The organism is Teredinibacter turnerae T7901, from assembly GCF_000023025.1.
GTDB lineage: Bacteria > Pseudomonadota > Gammaproteobacteria > Pseudomonadales > Cellvibrionaceae > Teredinibacter > Teredinibacter turnerae_B.
Genome location: NC_012997.1, coordinates 2059015 through 2083418 on the forward strand (window position 1 = coordinate 2059015; position 24404 = coordinate 2083418).

Consider the following 24404-nt stretch of genomic DNA (forward strand, 5'->3'; position numbering starts at 1 on the left):
TAACTGTTAGCAAAAAAGCAAATAACCAACACAACTAGAATTATCGCCACTTCAGGACAACGTAGGAATAATAAGGTATGTCGGAAATTACCTCACCAGCGGAAACTATCGAATCATTGCTGAGCACAATAGCGAGTGATAATGCTGTGTGCCCACTGCAGGATGCGCTAGCCAGTGGCGATGCGAATTCAACCAAACGTATGGTAAATGTTGTCGGAATAAGCGGGTTGAGCACTTCCGTATGTCTAACGGCCTGGCATATGGTGCTAAATTGGTTGCAGTACGACAAACACCCTGTCGTATCGCTGGTGGTGGGTGGTGATAGTGCTGATGTGCTGCCGTTGTTGTCGCAGTTCGATGACGAGGGCTGTTTCAGTGAATACCACACGTTTATTGCACATCAGTTGGAAACGCCCAGCTTGTTCCAGCCGTTGGAATCTCTACCAGAGGAAATGCGTTGCCTTTACGAAAAGCATTGTGTTGTGTTGGCTGGATGTAATGTTCAGGTAGAGTGTGACTTTTTACTTCGACAAACTACCGATGGCTGGACCATCGAAGCAAATGGGTCTCGCTTCACTGTCGATTACGTCAAAGCTATTGCGACCTTCTGGCAGGAGATTATCCATCTTGCGCATAAAAATTCAGAGTTGAGTATTAGCCAAATCGACTTTCCAGCAGAAACAACCTTGCCGGTTGGTCTGGTGCGCGGTGAGACTACAACGCTTGCGGGAGATCTTGTTACTCGGTTTTACCAATGCTGTGCGGAATACGGTAACAGTTTGGCTGTTATCGATGTTGACGGTGCTTACACCTATCTCGATTTAGATCAGCGCTCCAGCCAGATAGCGCTTCTGCTTCAAGAAATGGGGGTTGGAGCTGGAGATAATGTGGCTTTGGCGTTTCCGCGATCAAAGCAAATGGTTGCTGCGCAGTATGCCGTGTTAAAACTCGGGGCTGTATTTATCCCACTCGACTACACTTTGCCACGAGATCGCATTTCGTCAATGAACCGCGATGCTGGTTTTAAATGCGTTTTATCTTGCGACACTATTCTGCCTGAAGTTGCTGAAAAGGTGGTTGATGTTCCGGTTTACTCTCTAAGCGCGCTGAAAAACTATCGGCCAGATGAATTCAAGTATGCTGGTCGTGTTCAGTCTATGGACCCTGCGTATATCATTTTTACGTCGGGCTCTACTGGCTTGCCAAAAGGTGTGCGTTGTACTCATGCAAATTTGCTTAATTTTATTTTGCATTTTGAGCGCGAAAACTATCTACCTGGAAATGGGGTTTCTCCACAATTTGCTCCGTTTTCGTTTGATGCTTCCGTGGCGGAAATTCACACCTCTATTTTAAATGGCAATACACTTTTGGTATTGTCAAAGGAATTGATTAACTCGCCGGAAGATTTACAGGCATATTTGACCGAAAACGGTTGTACCTTCGCTGTATTTCCGCCCCAGTACCTGCAACACCTGGATCCCGCTAAATTACCGACCCTCGAGAGGCTTGCCACTGCGGGGTCTGCACCGAACCACGATATTCTCAGTAAGTGGATGCCGCATGTGCATTATATGAATGCATATGGCCCAACTGAGACCACGGTACTCTCAACGGTGTGGGAGGCCGACGAGATTCCCGCTGCGAATGCGCCTATTACTATGGGTAAACCGATTTCCAATACTCTGGTTAAGGTTGTTAACCAGTATGGTCGCGCCGTACCGGTTGGTGTTACGGGCGAACTGGTCATAGGTGGCGCAGGTGTTGCCGAAGGTTATGTAAACCGCGAGGAATTGACGGCGGAGAAGTTCTATACGGACGAGCATGGGCGCTGGTACAAGAGCGGCGACTTGGCTGCGTTTGACGTTGATAAGCATCTGATATTCAAAGGCAGAATCGACGACCAGATAAAGTTGCGTGGGCATCGTTTGGAGCCTGGCGAGATCGAAGCCGCTGTACATGCGATAGATTATGTCAACGGCGCTGCGGTCGTGGTGTACAAAACAGGACAAGGCTTACAGCTGGTATTATTTTTAACTGGGGAAGAGCAAGCGGAAGACAAAGTACGAAAAGATATTATTCGTTATATTCCCGAGTGGGCGATGCCGAATAGAATTATCTGGAAGGCATCTTTCCCACTTACGGTCAACGGTAAGATAAATTACAAACTGTTGCGTGCTGAAGTCTCGAGTATCTCGGGTGTGGATACAGTTTCCGTTGAATACGCTAACGACCTGGAAAATAGTGTTGCTGGTATTTGGCGCAACGTACTTCAACGTCCTTGTATCGCCCGAGATGACAATTTTCTCCACCTTGGCGGTGACTCATTGACCGCATTGGTCGTCGTGTCCAGTTTGAGAAACCTGGGTTTCAACATCAGTTCCTCACTACTCATTCAATTTCCAGTCTTCAGTGAATTCGTTGCGGCTGTTGCTGCACGTGGTAAAAATATTAACCGAACTTACGAGCAGGAGACGGGGAGTGCACCCCTTACGCCGATCCAAAGCTGGTTCTTTGCACAAAATCTCGAGAATACCCGGGGATTTTGCCAGTCTCTTGTATTTGATAGTACGGAAGTTATCGATGCTGAACGTATGCACGGCGCACTGGTTAAGTTGGTTGACTACCATGATGCACTGCGCACTGCTTTTCACAAAGGGGAAGACGATAAAGCGTGGTCTCAGACTTCGCTTGGCGATGTCTCTCACCTTATAAGTATCAAAGAGCTTGCCGTAGATGAGTCGGAAATCGAATTACGTACCAATGAACAGCAAATTACACTGACGGAAGACTTGGATATTCAGAAAGGGCCGTTATTTCGGATGGCCGTGTTGCAATCCGGTTTACGTTCGCGAGTATTGTTCGTGCTTCATCACCTGGTAATGGATACTATAAGCCATGCTGTGCTACTTAACGATTTGTATGAACTCTACACGGCGCCTGAACGAGACGTTAAAAATGTACTTCCAGGTAAAAGCCTGAGTTATTTCTCATGGGCGCGAAAATCGTATAGGAATCTGCAATCTTCCGGTCACGAATTGCTCGGCTTTTGGGAGCCGATGATTAACACAGCAAAAAATGCAGAGAAACTGCCCTTGGCCGCGCGTGCCAGCTACTCGCTGGACGTGGTCGATTGTGTATTTGATAAATCTCTTACTGCACAGCTTCTTGAAGTAGCGCCTACCTGCTACCGCCAGTCACCAGAAGAGCTGCTAATGGCAGCGGTGTATTTGGCGACGGCAGAGGCGTTTAACATGCGTACAGTGGGCCTCGCCCTGGAGTGGCATGGTCGCGATGAAGAGTTCGCCGGCGAGCAAGGTTTAGATCGCACCGTTGGTTGGTTTACCAGTGTTCATCCTCTTTATTTGAATGTTCCCGACAGCACGTCACTGGACACTAAAGCGCTCGGTGATTTTCTGTGTTTGCTTAAAGATACCCGAGCGGAAGTGCCAAACCGTGGCCGCGATTTTTACGCACTGCAATACCAGTTGAATACGCCTGATTCCCTGGCGTTGTTCGAGGGTTACACTGGCCCGGAAATTATGTTCAACTTTTCCGGTGTTGCTCAAGGGACTAATGCGCCCTGGCAGCCAGTGCCTATTACTGCAATTGAGATGGGCGAGGGCAACCAAAATCCTTATCGACTTTCGGTAGAAAGCCAGATCCGTAATAGTGAGCTGGTAATGGCGCTATACGTCGATAAAAATATATGGAAAGCGCAACAGATAGAGCAGTTTAAAAACGCATTGAGCCGCAATCTTGCCAAAATCATTGCGCATTGTTGTTCCGATTCTCAGCGCCGTTGGACTCGGTCGGATTTCCCCGGGTTGCCGTTAACGAATGAGCAGGTTGCGGCCTTGCCCTCGACTCTCCTTCACGCGCTACCCTTAACGGCTATGCAGGAAACCTTGTACCGTCATAAGGATATCTACCAGGTGTGGATGCATTACCGGTTTCCCCACCGCTTCGACAAGGCTGTATTTGAAGCTGCGGTCGCCCGTTGGGTTGCTCATAGCGAATGCCTGCGAACTGTTATCAAACAGTGGGACACGGATTGTGTAGGGCAGTTGGTATTGTCTGATGTGAGCCCACAGGTTCAAGTGATACGAGTCAATGAGGGTGAACGAGTTGCCGCGGTAGATGCATTTATTGCACAGGACCGACAGCAGCAGGTTGAGTTCACGGATCTCCCGCCGTATAACGTTACGGTGTTCGACGATGCTAGCGACAGCTTTTCGTTGGTGCTCTCGATCCATCATATTATTCACGATGGCTGGACGATAGAGCTACTCATGGAATCGCTCAATACTTTTTACCAGGCGGCATCGGGTGTTGATGTCGCGTTGCCAGCAACACCTGTTGCCGGGATGCGGGAAATCATCGACGAGCAGGCTCGAATCACTCGTTCAGAAAAATGGAACGACTATTGGGACTCCGTAAGCTGGTCTGAAAACTACTGTAAATTGCCTGTTGCCAGTTCGGCAGCACAGACAGCTACCGGCGAGGTCGGCCTGCTATTGCGCGACTTATCTGACCAAGCATCGTCAAAGGCGCGAGCGGCGGCTCAGCAGTTAGGTGTTACACCGAACAGCTTTTTCCTGACCGCGTTTACCGGTTTACTGCGTTATATCGGTGGTGGTCATCAGGTGCGTTGTGGTGTGATTCAAAGTGGACGTCCGGATACGGTAATCGGCGTGGATCAGATAACCGGCTGTTGTGTAAATACGCTACCGCTGGTATTCGATTTTAGCAAAGACGAGAGTATCGCTAGCATCAGCGCACGGGTACAACAACAGTTGCTAACGCTTAAGGAATCTGCCGCCTACCCACTGAGTAAAATCTATCAGTCTGCTAAAAATGCTGTTAATGGCGAGCTTTTTGAGTGCTTGTTTAATATCGAAAGCAGCGACTATGGCAGTAGCTCTGCCTCAATCAAGCCAACCCTTGTGGGCGGCTATGAGTCCACGAATTACAGTTTTATTTTTGGTTTGATTGAGAAAACGTCAAAAGATGGCGATAAAACCTTTGGTTTGCGCCTGGGTTACGATACCGCGAAGTATTCGCAATCTCAAATCGAGCAGTGGGTTGAAATTTACCAAACTCTGTTGCTCGAACTGGCCGATAACGTAGAACGCCACTGGGCCGATGTAAATCCGCTTCCACAGGCAGATCGCGATGCGCTGGTGAGCTGGAATAATACAGCGGTGGACTATCCTGCTGAAGTGTTGCTCGGTGAACATTTTGAGCAGGCTGTGAATGCCAACCCCGAGAAGGTTGCATTGGCCTTTAAAGATCAGCGGGTGAGCTACGCTCAGCTCGAAGAACAAACCGCAAGATTAGCGCGTGTTTTACAATCCAAAGGCGCAGGCCCGGAAACTGTTGTTGGCTTGGTGGCGGAGCGTTCTCTGGAAATGGTCTATGGCATTCTCGCGGTTATTCGCGCAGGTGCCGCGTATGTGCCTATTGATCCGAAGTATCCAGAGGACCGAGTTACCCATATGCTCGACGAGTTGGGTTGTAAGTTGGTTCTACTGCAAAAACCCGAGTATGCCGATGTTGTTCCGAGTGCAATAGCGGCTGAATGTTTGCCGATATGGGGTGCGATGGAGCTGGCAACCGATGCCTTGCCTGAGTTGGATCGCTCGAATCACCAAACTCGCCAGCTTGCTTATGTCATGTACACCTCTGGTTCAACCGGTAAGCCCAAAGGGGTAATGATTGAGCAGCGTTCTATTGTGCGGTTAGTTAAAAACGCGCAGGACGTAAAGTTTGCGCCTTCTGATTGTATTCTCATTACCAGTGCGCCGGGGTTCGATGTAACAACCTACGAGCTTTGGAGCGCTTTGCTTAATGGTTTAACGCTCGCGGTGATCGACGAAGATACATTGCTTGATCCGGAAGCGTTGGCCCACGAGATTCGTGAAAAATCGGTTAGCTTCCTGTGGGTGGTTGCCCCACTATTCAATCAATTGGTACAGGAAAAACCCGATCTCTTTGCCCCGGTAAAACGTATTATGATCGGCGGCGATGCGCTATCTCCATACCATATAAATCTGGCACGCCTGCATTCGCCAGGTCTTGAATTTATTAACGGGTATGGGCCGACAGAGAATACCTCGTTTTCCACTTATCATTTCCTTTCGGAAGCGGACAGCGAAATTATTCCGATTGGGCGTCCTATCACCAATTCCACCTGCTACGTATTAAATCCCGATGGCCAGCCTTTACCGGTTGGTGTCAAGGGTGAGCTATGTGTTGGAGGGCACGGTGTTGCACGCGGTTACTACAATCGACCCGATCTTACTCAGGAGCGCTTTTTCATCAACCCCTTTATCGCTGATGACGATGTGCTCTATCGCACGGGCGACCTGGTAAGCTGGCGTTCCAATGGTTTAATCGACTTTCATGGGCGGATAGATTTTCAAATAAAAATTCGTGGTTTTCGTGTCGAACTTGGCGAAATAGAAGCCGTCATTCTGCAAGTTGCTGCGGTTAAGCAAGCCATAGTCCTGGCAAAAGATTATGGCAACCAGAAACGGCTTGTTGCATATATTGTGCAAGATACCGAGGCAGATAAACGCACCGAAGAAGCTTTTGTTACAGATCTCAAGCATAAATTGGCTGCGGAATTGACGGATTATATGGTTCCAGAACACATTGTCGTGCTGACAGGTATGCCGCTGAATGCGAATGGAAAAATTGATCGCGCCCGACTGCCAGAACCCGATTACACCCAAAGTGCTGCAGCCGTAGAAGCACCCACAAATGATACAGAAGCCGCGCTTTGGAAAATTTGGAAGGATGTACTCAAGACTGAGTCTTTCGGGGTTACCGATAATTTTTATACTATTGGCGGAGATTCCATTGTCGCCATCCAGGTCGTATCCCGCGCAGTCAAACAAAATCTGCGCATATCCACCCGCAGTTTGTTTGAGCATAAAACTATCCGCGAGTTGGCTGCTCACCTTGAGGGAGAATCCGGGCATCCGACAAGCGACGTCTCTTCTCGTGATCAAGAACCTGTGAAAGGTGAGCAGCGCTTGCTGCCGATCCATCTTCAGTTCCTGTCTGGCGATACTACGGACTTACATCATTACAACCAGGCCGCAAAAATAGTGTTGCCGGCTGACGTATCGACCGAACAATTACAATCGATTTTGCAAGCCCTGGTAATCAGGCACGACGCTTTCCGTTTGCGTTTTCGTCAGACACCTGCCGGTTGGGTTGGACGCTACAATACAGAACTGCTGGACGACAGCTCGCGAGCAAACAGCTGGATACGCGAACTCGATTTACGTTTTTCCGCAGAACCGGAAAAATCCCAAGTATTGGATGAAGCTCTGAAAGACGCGCAAGCATCGCTCGATCTGAAAGCGGGTGATCTGTGCCGCTGGCTCTGGATAAGGGAAGACGAAACCAGCACGCTCTACTGGGTTATGCACCACTTGATTGTCGACGGTGTTTCCTGGCGTGTACTGCAGGCAGACTTTGAACTAGCGCTTGAGCAATTGCGCAGTGGCAGCGTCGCGTTGTTGCCAGCAAAAGCGACCAGCTATCAGGCGTGGGCTGGGCAGCTTTACGAGGTTGCTGACGCACAGTGGGTGCAAAACCAAAAAGATTATTGGCTGCAACAATTAAGCGCCCCAACGGCGAATCTCCCCTACGACCGCGCCAGCAGTGGCGATATCGAACAAGCGACCAATATTTTCGAAGTTTCCTGGTCTACCCACGAAACATCGCAGCTGTTGAACCAGGCAAATAAGTGTTACCAGACGCAAATAAACGATTTATTGTTAGCCGCGTTTATGCGCGCATTGCACGCCTGGGCGAATATTGATGCATTGCGAATCGACATGGAAGGACACGGTCGAGAACACTTATTCGAAGACAGCGACCTGAGCCAAACCGTCGGCTGGTTCACAACCTTGTTTCCCTTGGCTATTAACCTGCCGCGCGCAGATATCGGCCAGCAGATACTCGCGATCAAAGCGCAGTTGGATAGCCTGCCGAACAAAGGGATAGGGTTCGGTTTGCTTTCACAACTCTGCCAGGACGAAGACATCATTGATTTGCTTGACGTGCAGCCTCTGGCACCGGTGGTATTTAATTATTTGGGGCAGATGGATGCGGTCGCGAGCGATACGGTGAGCGGCCTGGCGTTTGAGATGAGTACAGCGGGCGGAACGACCAGTCCAAAGCGCCGCCGGCTGCACGCGTTGGGTTTTAATGGTTATGTTAAAAACGGTCAGCTGAATTTTAACGTTGATTACAGCTCCGGCCAGTTTGATCGTGAAACTATCGAACGACTTACCACTGAATTTCAGGCGTCGCTTAAGGACATCATTGAACATTGCGTTGGCGGCGACGATGACCCAAAACCTCGTTTCGATCTGGCGACAGTTTCGAAAGATCAGCTTCAGCAGTTGGAAGCACGTTACCCGTCTCTCAGTGATATTTACCCGATCACCGCTATGCAGCAGGGGCTGGTGCTCTATACGCAGCGCGATCAGTCGGGTGCGTATATCACCCAAATGCGCATGGTATTAGAGAGCCCGGATAAAGCACGGTTACGAAAAACCTGGGAAATTCTGGTTTCGCGATACGATATTCTCCGCACCTGTTTTGTCGATCTCGGACAGCAGCAACTAAGTCAGGTAGTGAGCTCACAAGTGGCATTGCCATGGCGCGATTGTGTTTTTAACGGAACTGACGCGGAGCTTGAGCAGCTGTTACATGAGGAGCGGGTCGCCGCGTTGGACGTGACGCAGGCACCGCTTATGCGTTTGTTACTGGTTGAGCAGGAGGGGCAAAGCGTGCTGGCCTGGACGCATCATCATGCGTTGATGGACGGCTGGAGTATGTCGGTACTTATTCAAGACATGCTTGCGACCTATGCTGCGCTGGCAGAAGGTGATGTTCCACCAAAAACTGTGCCTGCTTATAAAGATTACGTACGCTGGTTGAACACTCAGGACTCGTTTGCTGCCGAGGCGTTCTGGAAAAAGCAAATGGCGGGCATTGAGGCTGCCGACAACTTACCGCAAACAAAGCGAGATTTGTCTGCGGAAGGTGAGCAGCGCGTATGCGTACAGGAGATGGACGCCGTATTAACCGCGCAGTTACAGACGTTATCGCGTCAAGCTGGCGTTACCCTGTCAGCGTTCATTCAAAACGCCTGGGCTCTGCTGCTCAGTAAGTACACCGGCGAACAGGATGTGGTATTCGGCTATGCAATCAGCGGGCGACCACCGGAGTTGGACGGCGTCGAGAGCATGGTTGGGTTGTTTATTAATTCTTTGCCAATGCGTCTATCAATTGGTTTAGAGGATTCTCTTGCGCAAGCGCTGCGGAATATTCAACAAATACAAATGGCGCAGGATGAATACCACTTTGTTTCCCTTGGTGATATTCAGCAGTGGGCGGGTTTGCGTGGCGATTTGCGTTTGTTCGAATCTCTGGTGGTACTCGAAAACTATCCCCTTGATCCTGCCGCATTAAACTCGTCGAACCCTCATGCTCTGCGGATTCACGACATTCAGGGCATCGAGCAAAATGACTTTGCTTTGAACCTGGTCGTTTATCCCGGTGAAAAACTCACTGTTAAGCTGGTTTATCAATCTGGCATTTATACAGATACGGTTGCTGCGGCGATGCTGCAGCATTTTTGCACCTTACTTTCCGGTTCAATTGTGGACTCGGTGGCTGCGTTGGATACCACCGGTGTGAAAGATTTACCGTTGCTCAATGCTGAGCAGGAAAAATGGGCTGTATTCGACTGTAACCACACCGAGTATCCACTGCCAGAAGGGCAGTCAATCTATCAACTCGTACAAGACTGTCTATTGGATCGAGCCGACGAAATCGTGTTGGTGATGGATAGCGAACGTCTAACGGGTGATGAGTTGGATGCGCGAGTGGATGTTTTTTCTCGATGGCTGCAAAACGAAGGTGTCGTGAGTGGCGATCGGGTTGCGATCAGTTTGCCAAAAAGTCCGGATATGCTCGCCTGCATTCTGGCAATTATTAAATTGGGCGCAGCTTATGTACCTGTTGCGCTCGATTGCCCGCGTGACCGTCTCGTCTTCATATGTGGCGACGCCGCTATTCGTACGCTAGTGGGACGCAGCAGCGAGCGAGAGCGCTTTTCTGATCTGCCGTTTAGTCCAGTATTCACCGATGAAATTGATGTGCACCCTCTCACGCAAGAAGACAGGCTACCTGCAGCAGGGGTCGAGGACCTTGCAGCGCAACAGGCTTACGTGATCTATACCTCAGGCACCACGGGTCAACCGAAAGGTGTCGCCATTAGCCATCAAAACCTGATTAATTTTGCCTTCTGGTGCAAGCGTGATGGCATTATTTGTGAGGGGGATGTTGTTTCTCAATTTGCACCCTTCACCTTCGATGCCTCCGTGGGTGAGTGTTTCGGTGCGCTGGTTTGTCGGGCAGAGCTTCACCTGTTAAGCGATGAGTTAATCCAAAGTCCGCAGGCGGTAGCCGAGTATATGGCAAGGCATCATGTGGGATTCGGCGCTTTTCCACCTCCTTATGTTCAGCAAATGGACATCAATCTGCTACCCAAAACTCTCAAGCTACTTACGGCAGGCTCTGCACCTGCGATTGAAAAGGTGCGTGAGTGGGGCGAGCACTGCCGTTATATCAATGCTTATGGTCCAACAGAAACAACAGTGTTGTCCTCGGCCTGGTGGTACGACGCGACGACAGCTGAAAAGGGCAAGTTGCCAATCGGCCGCCCAATAGCCAATACCCAAATGTACGTGCTTGATCAATACGGTCAGCTCTGTCCGCCGGGAATAACTGGCGAAATTGTGATTGGTGGTGCAGGGGTTGCGGTGGGCTATTTGAATCGGGACGATTTAACGCGAGCGAGCTTTACCGCAGACCCATGGCGCACAGGCAACCGTGTTTACCATACTGGAGATCTCGGTCACTGGTTGGCCGACGGTACGATTGAATTCGCCGGCCGCCGTGATCACCAGGTTAAAATCAGAGGCTTCAGAATAGAACTCGGCGGTGTTGAGTATCAGCTTCGACAACAAGCCGAAGTGGATAAAGTTGCCGTATTAGCTAAAACGATTGGCGCGGATAATCAGCTGCTCGCATGGGTGGTACCCACAGACGCAGCCCGCCAACAAGACCCGATTGAACTGGTTGCCAAATTGCGCGGCGCATTGCGCGAGAAGTTAGCGCATTACATGGTGCCGCAAGGTTTTATGATTGTGGACGATTTGCCGATTACCGCGAACGGCAAAATCGACAGCAAAACGTTGCTTGCGCAGGAAATCGATCCGATTTACGAGGGCGGTTATATCGCGCCCGCAAGTGAATTGGAACTTGCACTCACAAAAATCTGGGCTGAGCTTCTCCATATTGATCCAGTAAAATTGAGTGTGACAGCAAATTTCTTCGATATTGGCGGACACTCTCTACTGGCTACGCGGGTCGTCACCGAAATCGCGTCTCGCCTCGGTGTCAAAGTGGCCATACGCGATATATTTGACAAGGGCAATATTGCCGGTTTAGCCGGTTTGATTGAAACCGGTGGCATTGAAGCGATAGAAACAATTCCATTGGCAAATCGAGAGTCGCATTTGCCACCGTCGTTTTCACAACAGCGGCTATGGTTTATCGATAAACTGGAAAATGGTAGCGCGCAATACAATCAGCCACTTTTTTTGCAGGTTGATGGTACCTTGGATCCGGTCGTGCTGCAGAAGGCGTTGGACGCGATAGTAGAACGACACGAAGTGTTGCGTACGGTGTTTGTGGCCGAGCAGGGCGAGCCGCAATTAAAGGTGCTGCCAGCGAGTTCTTTGAATATTAATATTATCGATTTAACCCATCTTCGCAGTGACGAGGCTGAGGCGGAGTTACACCACACGCTCGAGGCTGAAGTGGGTTCCTGTTTCGATTTAGAAAACGAGCTTATGTTGCGTGCAACCTGTATTCACGTGCAGCCTGAACGCTCAGTACTTGCGTTAACCCTCCATCACATTGCTTCAGACGGCTGGTCCTTCTCGGTTATTACCAACGAATTTGTTGCCTTGTATCACGCGCTAATCAATGACGAACCGGCGGTGTTACCCAGCCTGCCTATTCAATATACAGACTATGCCAGCTGGCAGCGAGAATCTCTATCGGGTGATAATTTAAACGCGTTGGTGAGTTATTGGGAGAACCAGCTCGAAGATTTGCCCCAGGTCCATAAGCTGCCTTTGGATTTTCCGCGCCCAGCAGAGCAGAGCTATCGGGGTGGGATGCACTTGCAGGTGATTGGGCCTGAATTAACTCTGGCGATGCGCCGATTTACCCAAGAGCAAAAATGTACGCTGTTTATGTTTTTGCAGGCGTGCTTCAGCGCTGTGCTTGCACGCTACAGTCATGATGACGATATTGTTATTGGCACACCTATCGCGAACCGAGAGCAACCCGGGCTGGAATCTCTCATCGGGTTTTTCGTTAATACTTTGGTGTTGCGCAACAAGGTGAACCCCGAACTCAGTTTCGAGCAATTGTTGGAGCAGTGTAAAGAGACCGCGTTGCAAGCCTATGCACACCAGCAAATGCCATTTGATCTGCTTGTCGAGGAGTTGCAGCCGGAGCGCAGCCTGAGCTATAACCCCTTGTTCCAGGTAATGTTAGCGCTGGAAAATATTGATAATCGCCGCGAAATTGCGATTCCTGGCGCACGTCTTAGTGCAATGGAAAATCCATTCCAGGCCATGGCGCAGTTCGATCTGTCGGTTGATATCGAGGAAGGCGTTGATACCCTTACCGCCGTGTGGAGTTTTGCTGCGGACCTGTTCCATGAATCGACTATCGCGCGCATGGCGAAGCATTTCGAACGGTTTATTGTGAATGCGATAGCTGCACCTCAAGCGCCATTGCACAGCATAACGGTTATGGATGAGCTGCAAATAACCGACTTGTTGCGCAATTTTAACCACCCCATGGTTCCTGAATTAATCAGCGAATCCTGGCCCGCACTGTTTGCTGCACAAGTCGAAAAAAATCCACAAAAAATCGTTGCCGAGTGCCACGGCGAAACCCTAACGCTCGCCGAGTTGGAAGCCAATTCTGCTCGCATTGCCCGCGTCTTAATGTGCAACAACCTCGGTCGCGACAATATTGTGGCATTGTTGGACCACCGAGGTTTAGATTTGTTGACGATGATTGTCGGCGTTCTGCGCGCTGGTGCGGCCTATTTACCGCTAGACCCGACACAGCCAGAAAAACGTTGGTTGGAGATCCTCGAGGATTCACGCCCGGATGTATTGCTGGTAGGAGACAGTCTGACTGAGTCTGCGAATCAGCTGCGCGCGAGCTGGGAAGCAGACCAGATAGCACAGTTGCACGAAGTCTACGGTATGGACGCGGATGATCGGGATCTGCCAGAGGTTTCCCTGGACGATCTTTCGTACGTGTTGTTCACGTCCGGTTCTACTGGCAAGCCCAAAGGGGTCATGGTGGAACATCGCGGCATGATCAATAACATGTTATCTAAAGTTGAGCCTTTAGGTTTGACTGAAAATGACGTGATCGCGCAGACCGCCTCTCAATGCTTTGACATTTCTGTATGGCAGTTTCTTACCGCGCCCATCATCGGGGCGAAAGTGGTTATTTTTACCAACGAAACCACGCGTGATCCGCAGGCGTTGGTCAACTTTTTAGAGCGGTGTCAGGTCACCATTTGGGAGCCGGTACCTTCGGTGATTCAGGCAATTTTGCCGCTCGACAAACCGCTTCCCTCGATGCGCTGGGTACTTCCTACGGGAGAAGCGCTCAAATCGGCACTGGTCGATCGTTGGTTTGAAAAATACCCGGAAATTCCGCTCCTGAATCTTTATGGCCCTGCAGAATGTTCAGATGATGTTTCTCTGCAACCCATGTACGGTCCGGTGGAGCGAGTTTTAATCGGCACCCCGGTAGCTAACGCGCGCCTGCATATTGTCGATAACTTTCTTAACCTTTTGCCGGTCGGCGTTGTCGGTGAGCTGGCCGTATCTGGTCCGGTTGTTGGGCGTGGTTATCTGCATCGCCAAGACCTTACCGATAAGGCCTTCCGCGTGAATCCTTATCCTCAGGACGACATGGATGCGCGTTTATACTTAACCGGTGATTTGGCAAAACGCCATGCCGACGGCAGCCTGGAGTTTATTGGCCGTAAGGACAACCAGGTAAAAGTGCGTGGTTTTCGCATCGAGTTGGGTGAGATTGAGTCGCGCCTGGTACAGCTGCCTGATGTTAAGGAAGCTGTGGTGCGGGTTGTCGAAGTGGCAGAGCAAGACAAACGGCTGGTGGGCTATGTTGTTAAGCAGCCGTCCAGTGAGGCCAATATAGATCAGATTCGCGAAGCAATTCGCGCCCAGTTGCCTGAATATATGGTGCCAAGCTGGTTGATTGAACTGCAGGCTATTCCACTCACGCCTAATGGCAAAGTTGACAACAAAGCCTTGCCGCAGCCGGACGCCAATAGTTTAAGCACTGCAGAATACGTGGCACCCGTTGGAAATGTCGAGACCATCTTGGCGGAAGCCTGGCAATCACTGCTGAATGTTGAGCGGGTAGGGCGCAAGGATAATTTCTTTAACCTTGGTGGCCATTCGCTGCTGGTAATGAAACTTATTGAAGCTCTGCGTGCGCACAACTTGAATATGGATGTGCGCAGGGTGTTTGATGCGGAAGATCTCGCCGATCTTGCGCGTCATATTCAATCCGACGAAGTACAGGAAACTTATGTTCCACCGGAGAACTTGATCCCTGTCGGTTGTAACGAGGTTGTGCCCGCAATGTTGCCGCTGGTGTCTCTGTCGCAAACGCAGATTAACCAGATCGCCGCGCAGGTGCCAGGTGGACATAGTAACATTCAAGACATTTATCCGCTCACTCCTCTCCAGGAAGGGATTTTATTCGACCACCTGGTGAGCGATGTCGGCGATACCTATCTCGCTTCAGTGTTAGTGGGCTTTGAAACCCGTGCGGTCCTGGATCGCTATCTGGATGCGATGCAGCAGTTGGTTAACCGCCATGATTCGCTGCGATCAGCGATTATTTGGGAAAACCTGCCCCGTTCGGTACAGGTGGTTTATCGCGATGCACCACTAAAAATAAACGAAATAACTCTGGATTCCGACCGGGATGCTATAGCTCAGTTTGAAGAAATGATGTCGCTGGAAGGCCGCCATATTGATCTCACGCGTGCGCCAGTAGTCGGCTTAACAATAGCGCAGGATGAGAAAACCGGCCTCTGGATTGTGTTGCAACAACAGCACCATTTAATGTGTGATCAGGTCTCCATGGAAATTGAGTTCCAGGACATTATGGCCTTGATGGAAGGACGTGGCGCAGAACTTAAACCGCCGGTGCCTTATCGCGAGTTTGTTGCTCACAGCATGTATCGCGCCGAAAAATATGATGCGACAGCCTATTTCACACAGTTATTAGCCGGTATCGACGAGCCAACAGCGCCTTTTGGCTTAATGGATGTTTATCGCGGAGATAAACAAACCGAAGAACTTATTCGAACCCTGGATAGTAAAACCACGCAGCTTATTCGCGATGTATCCAACCGCTTGGCGGCCTCGCCGGCGGCGATATTCCATTTGGCGTGGGGACTAGTGCTCGCACGTTGTTGCAACCGCGATGACGTCGTCTTTGGCACTGTAACATCGGGACGTTTGCAGGGCACCAGTGGTTCGGACCGCACTTTCGGTTTATTTATTAACATGTTGCCTATGCGGCTCAAATTGGCGGGGCTGAGTGTTGCGCAAGCTATGCAGCTAACACGAGACTCTCTGGTGGAGTTGCTCAACTACGAACAAGCGCCGTTGGTAGATGCTCAGCGTTGCGCAGACCTTCCCGGCTCCACGCCGCTGTTCAGTGCGGTGTTGAATTACCGGCACGAGGGCGGTGAGAAACTGGATCTGCAACAGGCTTTGGACGGTGTGAGAATTCTTTCCAGCCCTGGTGATATTAGTAACTATTTGTTCGACATGTCCATTAGTGATCAGGGCCATACGTTTGAGCTAACCGCGAGTATTGATCGGGATATCGGCGCTGAGCGAATCATGGCTTATATGAGCCGCGCTCTGGAACAAGTCAGTCTGGCGCTTATCAATGAACCGGAAAGTCATCTGCTGACGCTGCCTGTGTTGACTGACGACGAACAGACGCAGTTGTTGTCCGAGTTCAACGCGCCCCTGCAGCGACAATTGTTCAGTAAAACTTGGTTGCAACTCTTTCACGAACAAGCCGCACAGTCCGCAGACAAAGTCGTTGCCATTTGTGATGACCGCTCATTGACCTTTGCCGAACTCGAAGCGCATACCGGCGTACTGGCTCGTGCTCTGCAGGCGAAAGGGCTGGGCAGGGGAAGTATTGTCGGCTTGCTCGATCACCGCGGTATCGATTTGCTGATCATGATTATCGGTGTGCTTCGCGCGGGTGCAGCCTACTTGCCGCTCGACCCAACCCAGCCGACCAAGCGCTGGCTTGAAATTTTGCAGGATTCAAAACCGAACTTGTTAATCACCGGTAACGGCTTCGCAATGGAGTCCCGTTGGCTGAAACGCAAATGGGCAAAGGACACTATTGTTACGCTGGACGAGGCGTGTGTTGGCGGTGAAAACGCAGATGTTACGCTGTCGGATGTTGCGCTGGATGACCTCGCATACGTTATTTTCACCTCCGGTTCAACAGGTAAGCCGAAAGGCGTCATGATTGAACACCTGGGAATGGTGAACAACATGATGTCCAAGGTTGAGCCGCTCGGTTTATCTGCCGGTGACGTAATTGCACAAACAGCTTCTCAGTGTTTCGATATTTCGGTTTGGCAATTTCTGACCGCTCCGATTCTCGGTGCCACGGTAGTCATCGTCACTAACGAAACCACTAAAGACCCCCAGGCATTGGTGTCTTGTCTTGCCGATAACCACGTCACCGTGTGGGAGCCGGTTCCCTCAGTAATGCAGGCACTACTGCCCTTGGCGCATCCGCTGCCGGATTTACGTTGGGTATTGCCGACGGGCGAAGCGTTGGTGTCCGGTTTGGTGGAGCGCTGGTTCAAACAATACCCTGCAGTACCTTTGATGAACGCCTATGGTCCGGCGGAGTGCTCGGACGACGTGTCGTTCCAGCCAATTCATGGCCCGGTCGAAAGAGTGTTTATCGGTAAACCTGTGGCCAATGCCCGATTGCATGTGGTAGACAACCAACTCGCGTTGCTCCCGGTTGGTGTCGTTGGTGAGTTGGCCATTTCAGGCCCGGTGGTTGGGCGTGGTTATCTGCATCGCCCCGAGCTGACTAACGAAGTATTCAAGGCCAATCCCTATGCCCAGGATGACCTGGACACACGTTTGTACCTCACTGGCGATTTAGTTAAACGCCATGAAAATGGCAGCCTTGAATATATGGGGCGAAAAGATTTTCAGGTAAAAGTGCGGGGTTTCCGCATAGAACTCGGTGAAATCGAAAGTCGCCTGTCGCAGCACCCGCAAGTGCGAGAGGCTGTGGTTATGGCGCGGCCAAATGCGCAAGGTGAAAAGTACCTGGTGGCATACCTGACTTATCACAGCAAACCCGTCACCAAAGACGCGCTCAGCCAGCACCTTGCGGCGGAACTGCCGGAGTACATGGTGCCTGCCGTATTTATGGGGCTGGACGCTATGCCGTTGAATAACAACGGCAAGGTGGATCGCAAGTTGTTGCCTGAACCGGAGCTTTCGTCCATGCAATCTGAGTACGCAGCGCCGGAGACGGATGTGGAAATTGCAATGGCCGAAACCTGGCAACAGATTCTGCAAATTGACAAAATCGGCCGCAACGATAACTTTTTTGATCTGGGTGGCAACTCCATCCAAATTATTCGCATGTTAAGCGAATTGAAAGCTGTCGGAATTGAGCTTCGGGCCAACGATATCTATCAGCATCGCGTGCTTAAAGATTGTTCAGCGTGTGTGACTGTGGCCGAAACAACCCTGGTCGCCTGGATTGAACAACAAACCGCTCCGGTGCTATGGGCCCACGTGAATTGGCACAATTCACCCATCAAAGTCCTCGTGGTCGCCGACGAGCTGCGCGAACAGCAGGAGGAGCTTAACCGCATTTTGTCGGGTGAAGAACCCGCCAGTCTCCCCGATTATATCTGCTTTGACGGCTCGCCAAGTGCTGCGGTAGCACGCCTGGAAACTCGCGGTTTACATGCGCTGACGCACTGGCAAGCTGCGAATCCAGGTGCAGTGAAAAAATCGCTGGCGGCACAGCTGGACGAATTCGAGCGCAGTGTTATTACAGCCAAACCAGAAGCGGATATTCCTTTCACCCCGCTGCAACAGGAATTGACACAATGGCGTACACGGGATCATTTCGAATGGGTCTCTGTACACGGCTATTTTTCTGACGCGCAGTTACAGGATGCCTTCTATCACCTTATGGTGGAGCAGGATATGTTGCGTTCACTGTTAAACGAATCCAATCAGCAGTGGACGCTTGTCGACCGCGAAGCGCTGAAAGCGAATTTCCCGGTTGTCGACCTATCCGGAATGAAAGAACCTGAGGCCAATAAGCTGCTCAAGCAATTGTTTACCCTGTTGCGCAAGAAGCAGGCGAAGTCCGCTCTGCCCTACATGGGAACCTGGATAAAGCGGTCCGACACACTGCATCAGTTAATGATGATGAATGATCACTTTATGTCTGATGGTGTTTCATCCGCATTCCTGCAGCAGCGTTTGGAAGATCTGTTGAAAGGTCGTGCTCAATGTATCGGACATAATTATCGCGATTATGTATCCCAGGTCTGGGGTAGTGCGAGCGATGCAGCCTACGCAAAGATATCCAATATATTGGCGCTCGAAAACACATCCAAAGTCGTTGTTTCAACGGTGGATGCGCTGCGAGCACGCAGTAGCAAAAAGCTTCGTAGTGTCGTTATAAAGTTGCCACTGGATACAAACCGAAATCCTGTAGACCAGGCGTTCGATTATTTTAAAAAATGGGTCACAAGTCTTCTCAATCTCAATGATTTTGTCATGGTAATGAATCACTATGGCCGCCAGTTGGGAGAGGAGAGCTATTTTGACCAAATTGGTCTATTTCTCGACAAGATTCCATTTGCAGTGACGCCTGAAAGCTCAATGGCGGTGTTTAATCAACAGACGCAGTTGTTGGTAGAGTCAGGCTTGAGTTACATGGCGTTGGAGAAAAAGGGTTACGACCTGTGTAGACAGTCCTTCCCTGGGCTCATACACGAAATCTTGTTTAACTATGAAGGGGAAATGAGCGACTACGACACCATGCACGAATTGCTGGCTGATACCCAGGCAGAAGACAAACTCAAACAGTTTTGTGGAATCCTGTTTGAAGCGTCGAGCTTGAACGACCAGCTAATTGTGCATTGTGCGTTCCGTGGCGACGGAAAAGATGAAAAACAGATGTTTAACGTTTTGCCTTGCGAAAAGGCTGCGCTGGATGATCTTAAAAACGCGACACAACAACGCGCTGAAAATACAGCCAGTGCAGCCACGAGTACCAAGCTATCCAATAATGGAGTGCGAGAAATGCGTTATTCAATAGAAGTTAATGATGTCAAGAAACACTATGGAAGTTTCGAGGCGGTCAAGGGAGTCAGTTTCAACGTTGAAAAGGGGATATGCTTTGGTATTCTCGGGCCAAACGGCGCTGGCAAAACCTCGTTACTTGGTATGATAGAAGGCATATCCTCCATTACGTCCGGCAGTATCAGTGTGCTGGGTATGGACGTTAAAAGCCAGATCAAAAAAATCCAGCCGCATATTGGTGTTCAGCTTCAACAAAACAACTATTTTGAATTCCTGACTGTTGATCAGTTGCTGAAATTCTATAAAGAGTTGCGGTCTGCTAATAAGCGCAAGGTCAACGGCGCATCGGTCGACGAGCTCCTGGAACGCCTCAACTTAACCGATAAAAAGAAATTCAAAGTCGATGAGTTGTCCGGTGGACAAAAACAGCGGCTTTCCATCGCAATTGCGCTTTTGGAAGATCCGGATATTTTATTCCTTGATGAGCCGACCTCGGCACTCGATCCGCACAGTCGTCACGAAGTGTGGGATTTCATCGAGTATCTGAAGCAGGATAAAACCAAGACGATTATTCTGACCACGCACTATATGGAAGAAGCAGAAACTTTGTGCGATGAGCTGATGATTATGAGTGAGGGGCAGATAGTGTCACAGGGGTCACCTGTTGAACTTATTAACAAGCTTAGCCCACATCACGATATTCATCTTCAATTTGGCCGTGGTCAGTTTAATACTGACTATCTGGTAGAACTCTCCGGCATTATCGATTACCAGTGGGAAAGCCAGGCTAATCAATTAACCATTAAAACAGCGAAGTTCACAGAAACGCTGAAAGATATTTTGAGTATTAGCGAAGCGCGCAGTCTCGAGATTCTCAATTTCAATATTAACCGCCCGAATCTGGAAGATGTATTTCTCTCTAGCACTAAAAAGGATCTCGTAGAATGATGAAGACGTGGATATTTTTCAAACTCCGAATGTTGCAGCTGAAGTACGATAAGACAGCGCTTTTCTTTTGCTACGTGTTTCCGGTGATTTTACTGCTGGGTATCGGCTATCCTCTGCAGCTACAAAGCGACCCTAAAATAGAGGTGTACTATCAGGATTTTGCGGCGAACGAAGAAAGCAAAGCGACAATTGCCCTGCTAGATGCGCAGAAGCTGCTCGAGCTGAAGCCCTATGAGGAATCGATTCCCGCCTATGAGGCCGTAGCAGATAACGACGTTAAACGCGTGTTGACAATTCTGGCTCAGGACAAACAGCCGGACCTTACCGCTTACGGGGTAGATTTGGAGCCTGCGCAGGTCGCGAACGAAAAGCTGAGTACGATTTCATTGCATCTGATTAAAAACGATATTGATGAAAACCGTATAGAAAATGCCGCCTTGGCGAGCGCTATTGATCAGCTCGTCTCAGGTGATACTGAAATTGAGTTGGATCAGTACACCTTAAAAAGCGATCGCCTTACATCCTACCTGGTAACACTATTGCCGGGCCTCATTGGCTTGACTCTAATGATTATTGGCTTTAATGGGTTTGGTTCTGTGCTGATCGAGGAAGAACATCACGGTTTGTTTAAGAATATCAAAACCATTGATGTTTCCCCCGTGCCTTTTCTGGCCGGTTTGTTCTTGTCGCGCCTTTTAGTATCGCACTCGGTCGCTATTGGCTTGTGTCTGGTAGCTATGCTCGTATTCGGTATCAAGTTCGATTTTAACATTCCCATGTTTTTCCTGGTGGTGACCTTGGGAAGTATCGCTTTTTTGGGAATAGGGTTGTTTATCGCAACCGTCAGCCCATCGACAACCGCATTTAACGGAATCGTAAATTTCGTGCAGATGCCATTTATTGTTCTCGGTGGGGTGTTCTTTTCCGTGAGCTTATTTCCGGACTGGCTTCAGTACATTGCACTGGCAATTCCGTTGACTCAATTGAACGTGGCAATGCAAAAGGTGTTGTTCGAGCCGAACGACATGAGTGTAATCAGCAGTATGAGTTTGGAACTGGTAGTGCTTTTTTCTTGGTGTATCGTATCTGTGGTTATCTCAAAAATGAAATTTAAGTGGTAACCTGAGTCAGCTAATGAAAACAATAAGACCTAACCGGCGGGCTCTGCTCGCCGGGTGCGCGTTTGCGGGCGTTGCTCTTGCACCACTGGCGGTCGCACAAGACGATGCCGAGCTTAATGACCTGGAATTGGGTGACGATGCCGAACTATATCTTGGCGAATCTCTGTCGCTGGGCGAGGAGTTTACGCTGGATCCCGATGGAGATCAGGTAAGCTCTGCCGCGCCGCAATCCAAGCAGCTTTTGGGCGGTAATCGAAAATTTATCTATCAGCACGATCTGGCTTATATTTTTACTGACCCCGAAGAGGTGGGTAGTAATCGCTCTTCGCTTCGTTTTCAGTGGAACCGGTTTATCGGCAATCATTTGTATCTGAACGTAGATGTTAAGCCCATCGTATATTTGCCGGGCGACGACGCGCTTGAAGTGGACCAGGATGTTGACGGGGAACTGAAAACCAAAGAGTTATATGCCTCGTTCACCCAGGGCACTACATCAGTTACTTTCGGTAGAAAAATAGTGGTCTGGGGTGAGGCTGAGGCGAGTCCGGTAACGGATATTATCAGCCCGCAAAATATACAAGATCTGGTATTCACCAGTTTGGACGAGTCGCGATTGTCGCAAACAATGCTGGTTGTAGACCAATACGTGGGCAAACATCAGTGGTCGCTGATAGCAAACCCCGATATCAAATTTGACGAACAACCCGCAGTTGCGACGAACGATCTGCCTGCCGAGGAGGACGATAAAGACGTCGAACTCGGTTTGCGTTGGAAGGCTGCGATCGGCAGGGCTGATTTATCTCTGATGTATGCGGACGTGTTGGATAATGGAGCGGTCACCCGCTATAACGCCCGTACTGGCGAAGAAGAGACAAACTACTACGCAGCCTACAGCATGTTTGGTGCAGCTGCGAACATTAATCTTGGTAATATTTCACTCAAAATTGAAGCAGCCTTTAACAACAAACGCGCGCAAGGCATTGACGGTACTGCTGCATCGCTCGCCGAATATGATTTGGGGTATGCAGAAAGTGATGAGGTGCTATTCGCAGTAAATAGTACTTATCAGGAAAATGGATTGCGAGAATGGAATTATGGCGTTTTACACACGGAGTATCTTGATTACACCGAACACTTTGAATTAAAAGAGCGTCGCCTGGACGAATTTTATTTTGGCGTATCCAATCGGTTTTATCATGAGCTTGTAGAAGTCTATCTGGAATATCAATACGAGATTGCGTTGGAATCAAGTATTGCACACGTTATGGCATCCTACCGCGCTACCGATAACCTTACTTTACAGGTAGATGTTTTTAATTTGGATAACATAAGTGGCCAATTCGATCAGGGTAGTACGATTGCCCGGATCATCTACAACTTTTAGGTGCCGGTAAGGCAGCAACATCTGGTATGGAGTATTGCATGGAAAAGAACTTGAGTGTGTTCGAAGATAATGAATCGCAAGTGAGGTCTTACTGCCGCGCCTTTCCTTCTGTTTTCTCGAAGGCGAAGGGTAGCCTTTTATACGATGAATTCGGCAATAGCTATATCGACTTCCTGTGTGGTGCGGGTGCAGTCAACTATGGCCATAACAATCCGATTATCAAAGATGCGATTATGGCATACCTCGATAATGACGGAATTGCGATGGGGTTGGATTTTCACACCCAGGCAAAGCGGGAGTTTATCCAAACCTTTAATGAACAAATTCTTATGCCCCGCAATCTTCGGTATCGCATGCAGTTTACCAGTCCGACCGGTACAAGTGTGGTCGAGTCGGCTATTAAGCTCGCACGGAAATTTACCGGTCGTGAAAATATTATCGCGTTTACCAATGGTTACCACGGCATGACCGGCGTGTCGCTCAGCGTTACCGGTAATCGATATAACCGTCAGGCAATTTCCTATAGCAGCGTGAGCCGCTTGCCATTTTTCGGCTACATGGGTGAAGGTTTCGATGAGATCGCTCACTACCGCAAACTTTTGTTGGACAATAGCTCAGGTGTCGATCTTCCCGCTGCGTTTATCCTTGAAACTGTGCAAGGCGAGGGTGGAATCAACGTCGCCAGCGAGAAATGGTTGCAAGGTTTGATGGAGCTGGCCAAGGAGTTCGGAGCGCTGGTTATCGTCGACGATGTTCAAGCGGGTTGTGGCCGAACCGGAAAATTTTTCAGTTTCGAGCGTGCAGGCATCGAGCCTGATCTGGTGTGCTTGTCCAAGTCGATTGGAGGCTTCGGCATTCCAATGGCATTGCTGCTGTTCAAAGATGCGTTGGATGTATGGGGTGCCGGCGAAGACAACGGCACCTTCCGCGGCAACAATATGGCATTTGTCGCCGCCGCTGCGATGGTTAACGGCTACTGGCATGGTTTTGAATTTGAACAAGAGATCGCACAGCGCGCTGCGATTGTGAGCGATTTTTGCCACCGTATGCACCGGGAACACTCAGGCCTGATTAAGATAGCGCGCGGTTTGGGGTTAATGCAGGGGATGGAGTTTTTTGATGAAAATCTCACTGCCCAAATATCCAAGTTGTGTTTCAAAAACGGCCTGGTAATTGAGAGAGCGGGTGATCGGGATCAAGTCCTTAAAATTATGCCTGCGCTCAACGTTGATTTGGATGTTTTGCGGAAGGGGCTTGATATTGTTGAATACTCTATTGCGGAATCGATTGGTTTGAGTGTGGAGCACTTTAAACCTTTTGGGGCTAATCACTCAGTGTCAGAGAACGTATAAACCGGGCGTCATTAAAAGGAGGGGGCAA

At 49.7% G+C, this 24404-nt stretch carries 4 protein-coding genes; all 4 read left to right on the forward strand.

Going from position 1 to position 24404, the window contains the following annotated elements:
- Positions 1-77: 77 nt before the first annotated feature.
- The 4 genes from TERTU_RS08895 to ectB are packed head-to-tail and all read left to right on the forward strand — an operon-like array spanning position 78 to position 24376.
- Positions 78-20519 (forward strand): non-ribosomal peptide synthetase, encoded by a 20442-nt coding sequence (locus tag TERTU_RS08895; RefSeq protein WP_015818080.1) that lies wholly within the window; start codon positions 78-80, stop codon positions 20517-20519.
- A complete protein-coding gene (locus TERTU_RS08900; RefSeq protein WP_015820747.1) occupies positions 20516-21640 on the forward strand; it encodes an ABC transporter permease in 1125 nt (374 codons plus the stop codon). Before TERTU_RS08895 ends, TERTU_RS08900 begins: the two co-directional genes overlap by 4 nt.
- 13 nt (positions 21641-21653) lie before the next feature.
- Positions 21654-23024: a hypothetical protein gene (locus tag TERTU_RS08905; RefSeq protein ID WP_015819348.1), complete on the forward strand. Its 1371-nt coding sequence runs from the start codon at positions 21654-21656 to the stop codon at positions 23022-23024.
- Between the two features lie 38 nt (positions 23025-23062).
- On the forward strand, positions 23063-24376 hold the full coding sequence (gene ectB, locus TERTU_RS08910) for a diaminobutyrate--2-oxoglutarate transaminase (protein ID WP_012779311.1): 1314 nt from the start codon (positions 23063-23065) through the stop codon (positions 24374-24376).
- Positions 24377-24404: the final 28 nt, after the last annotated feature.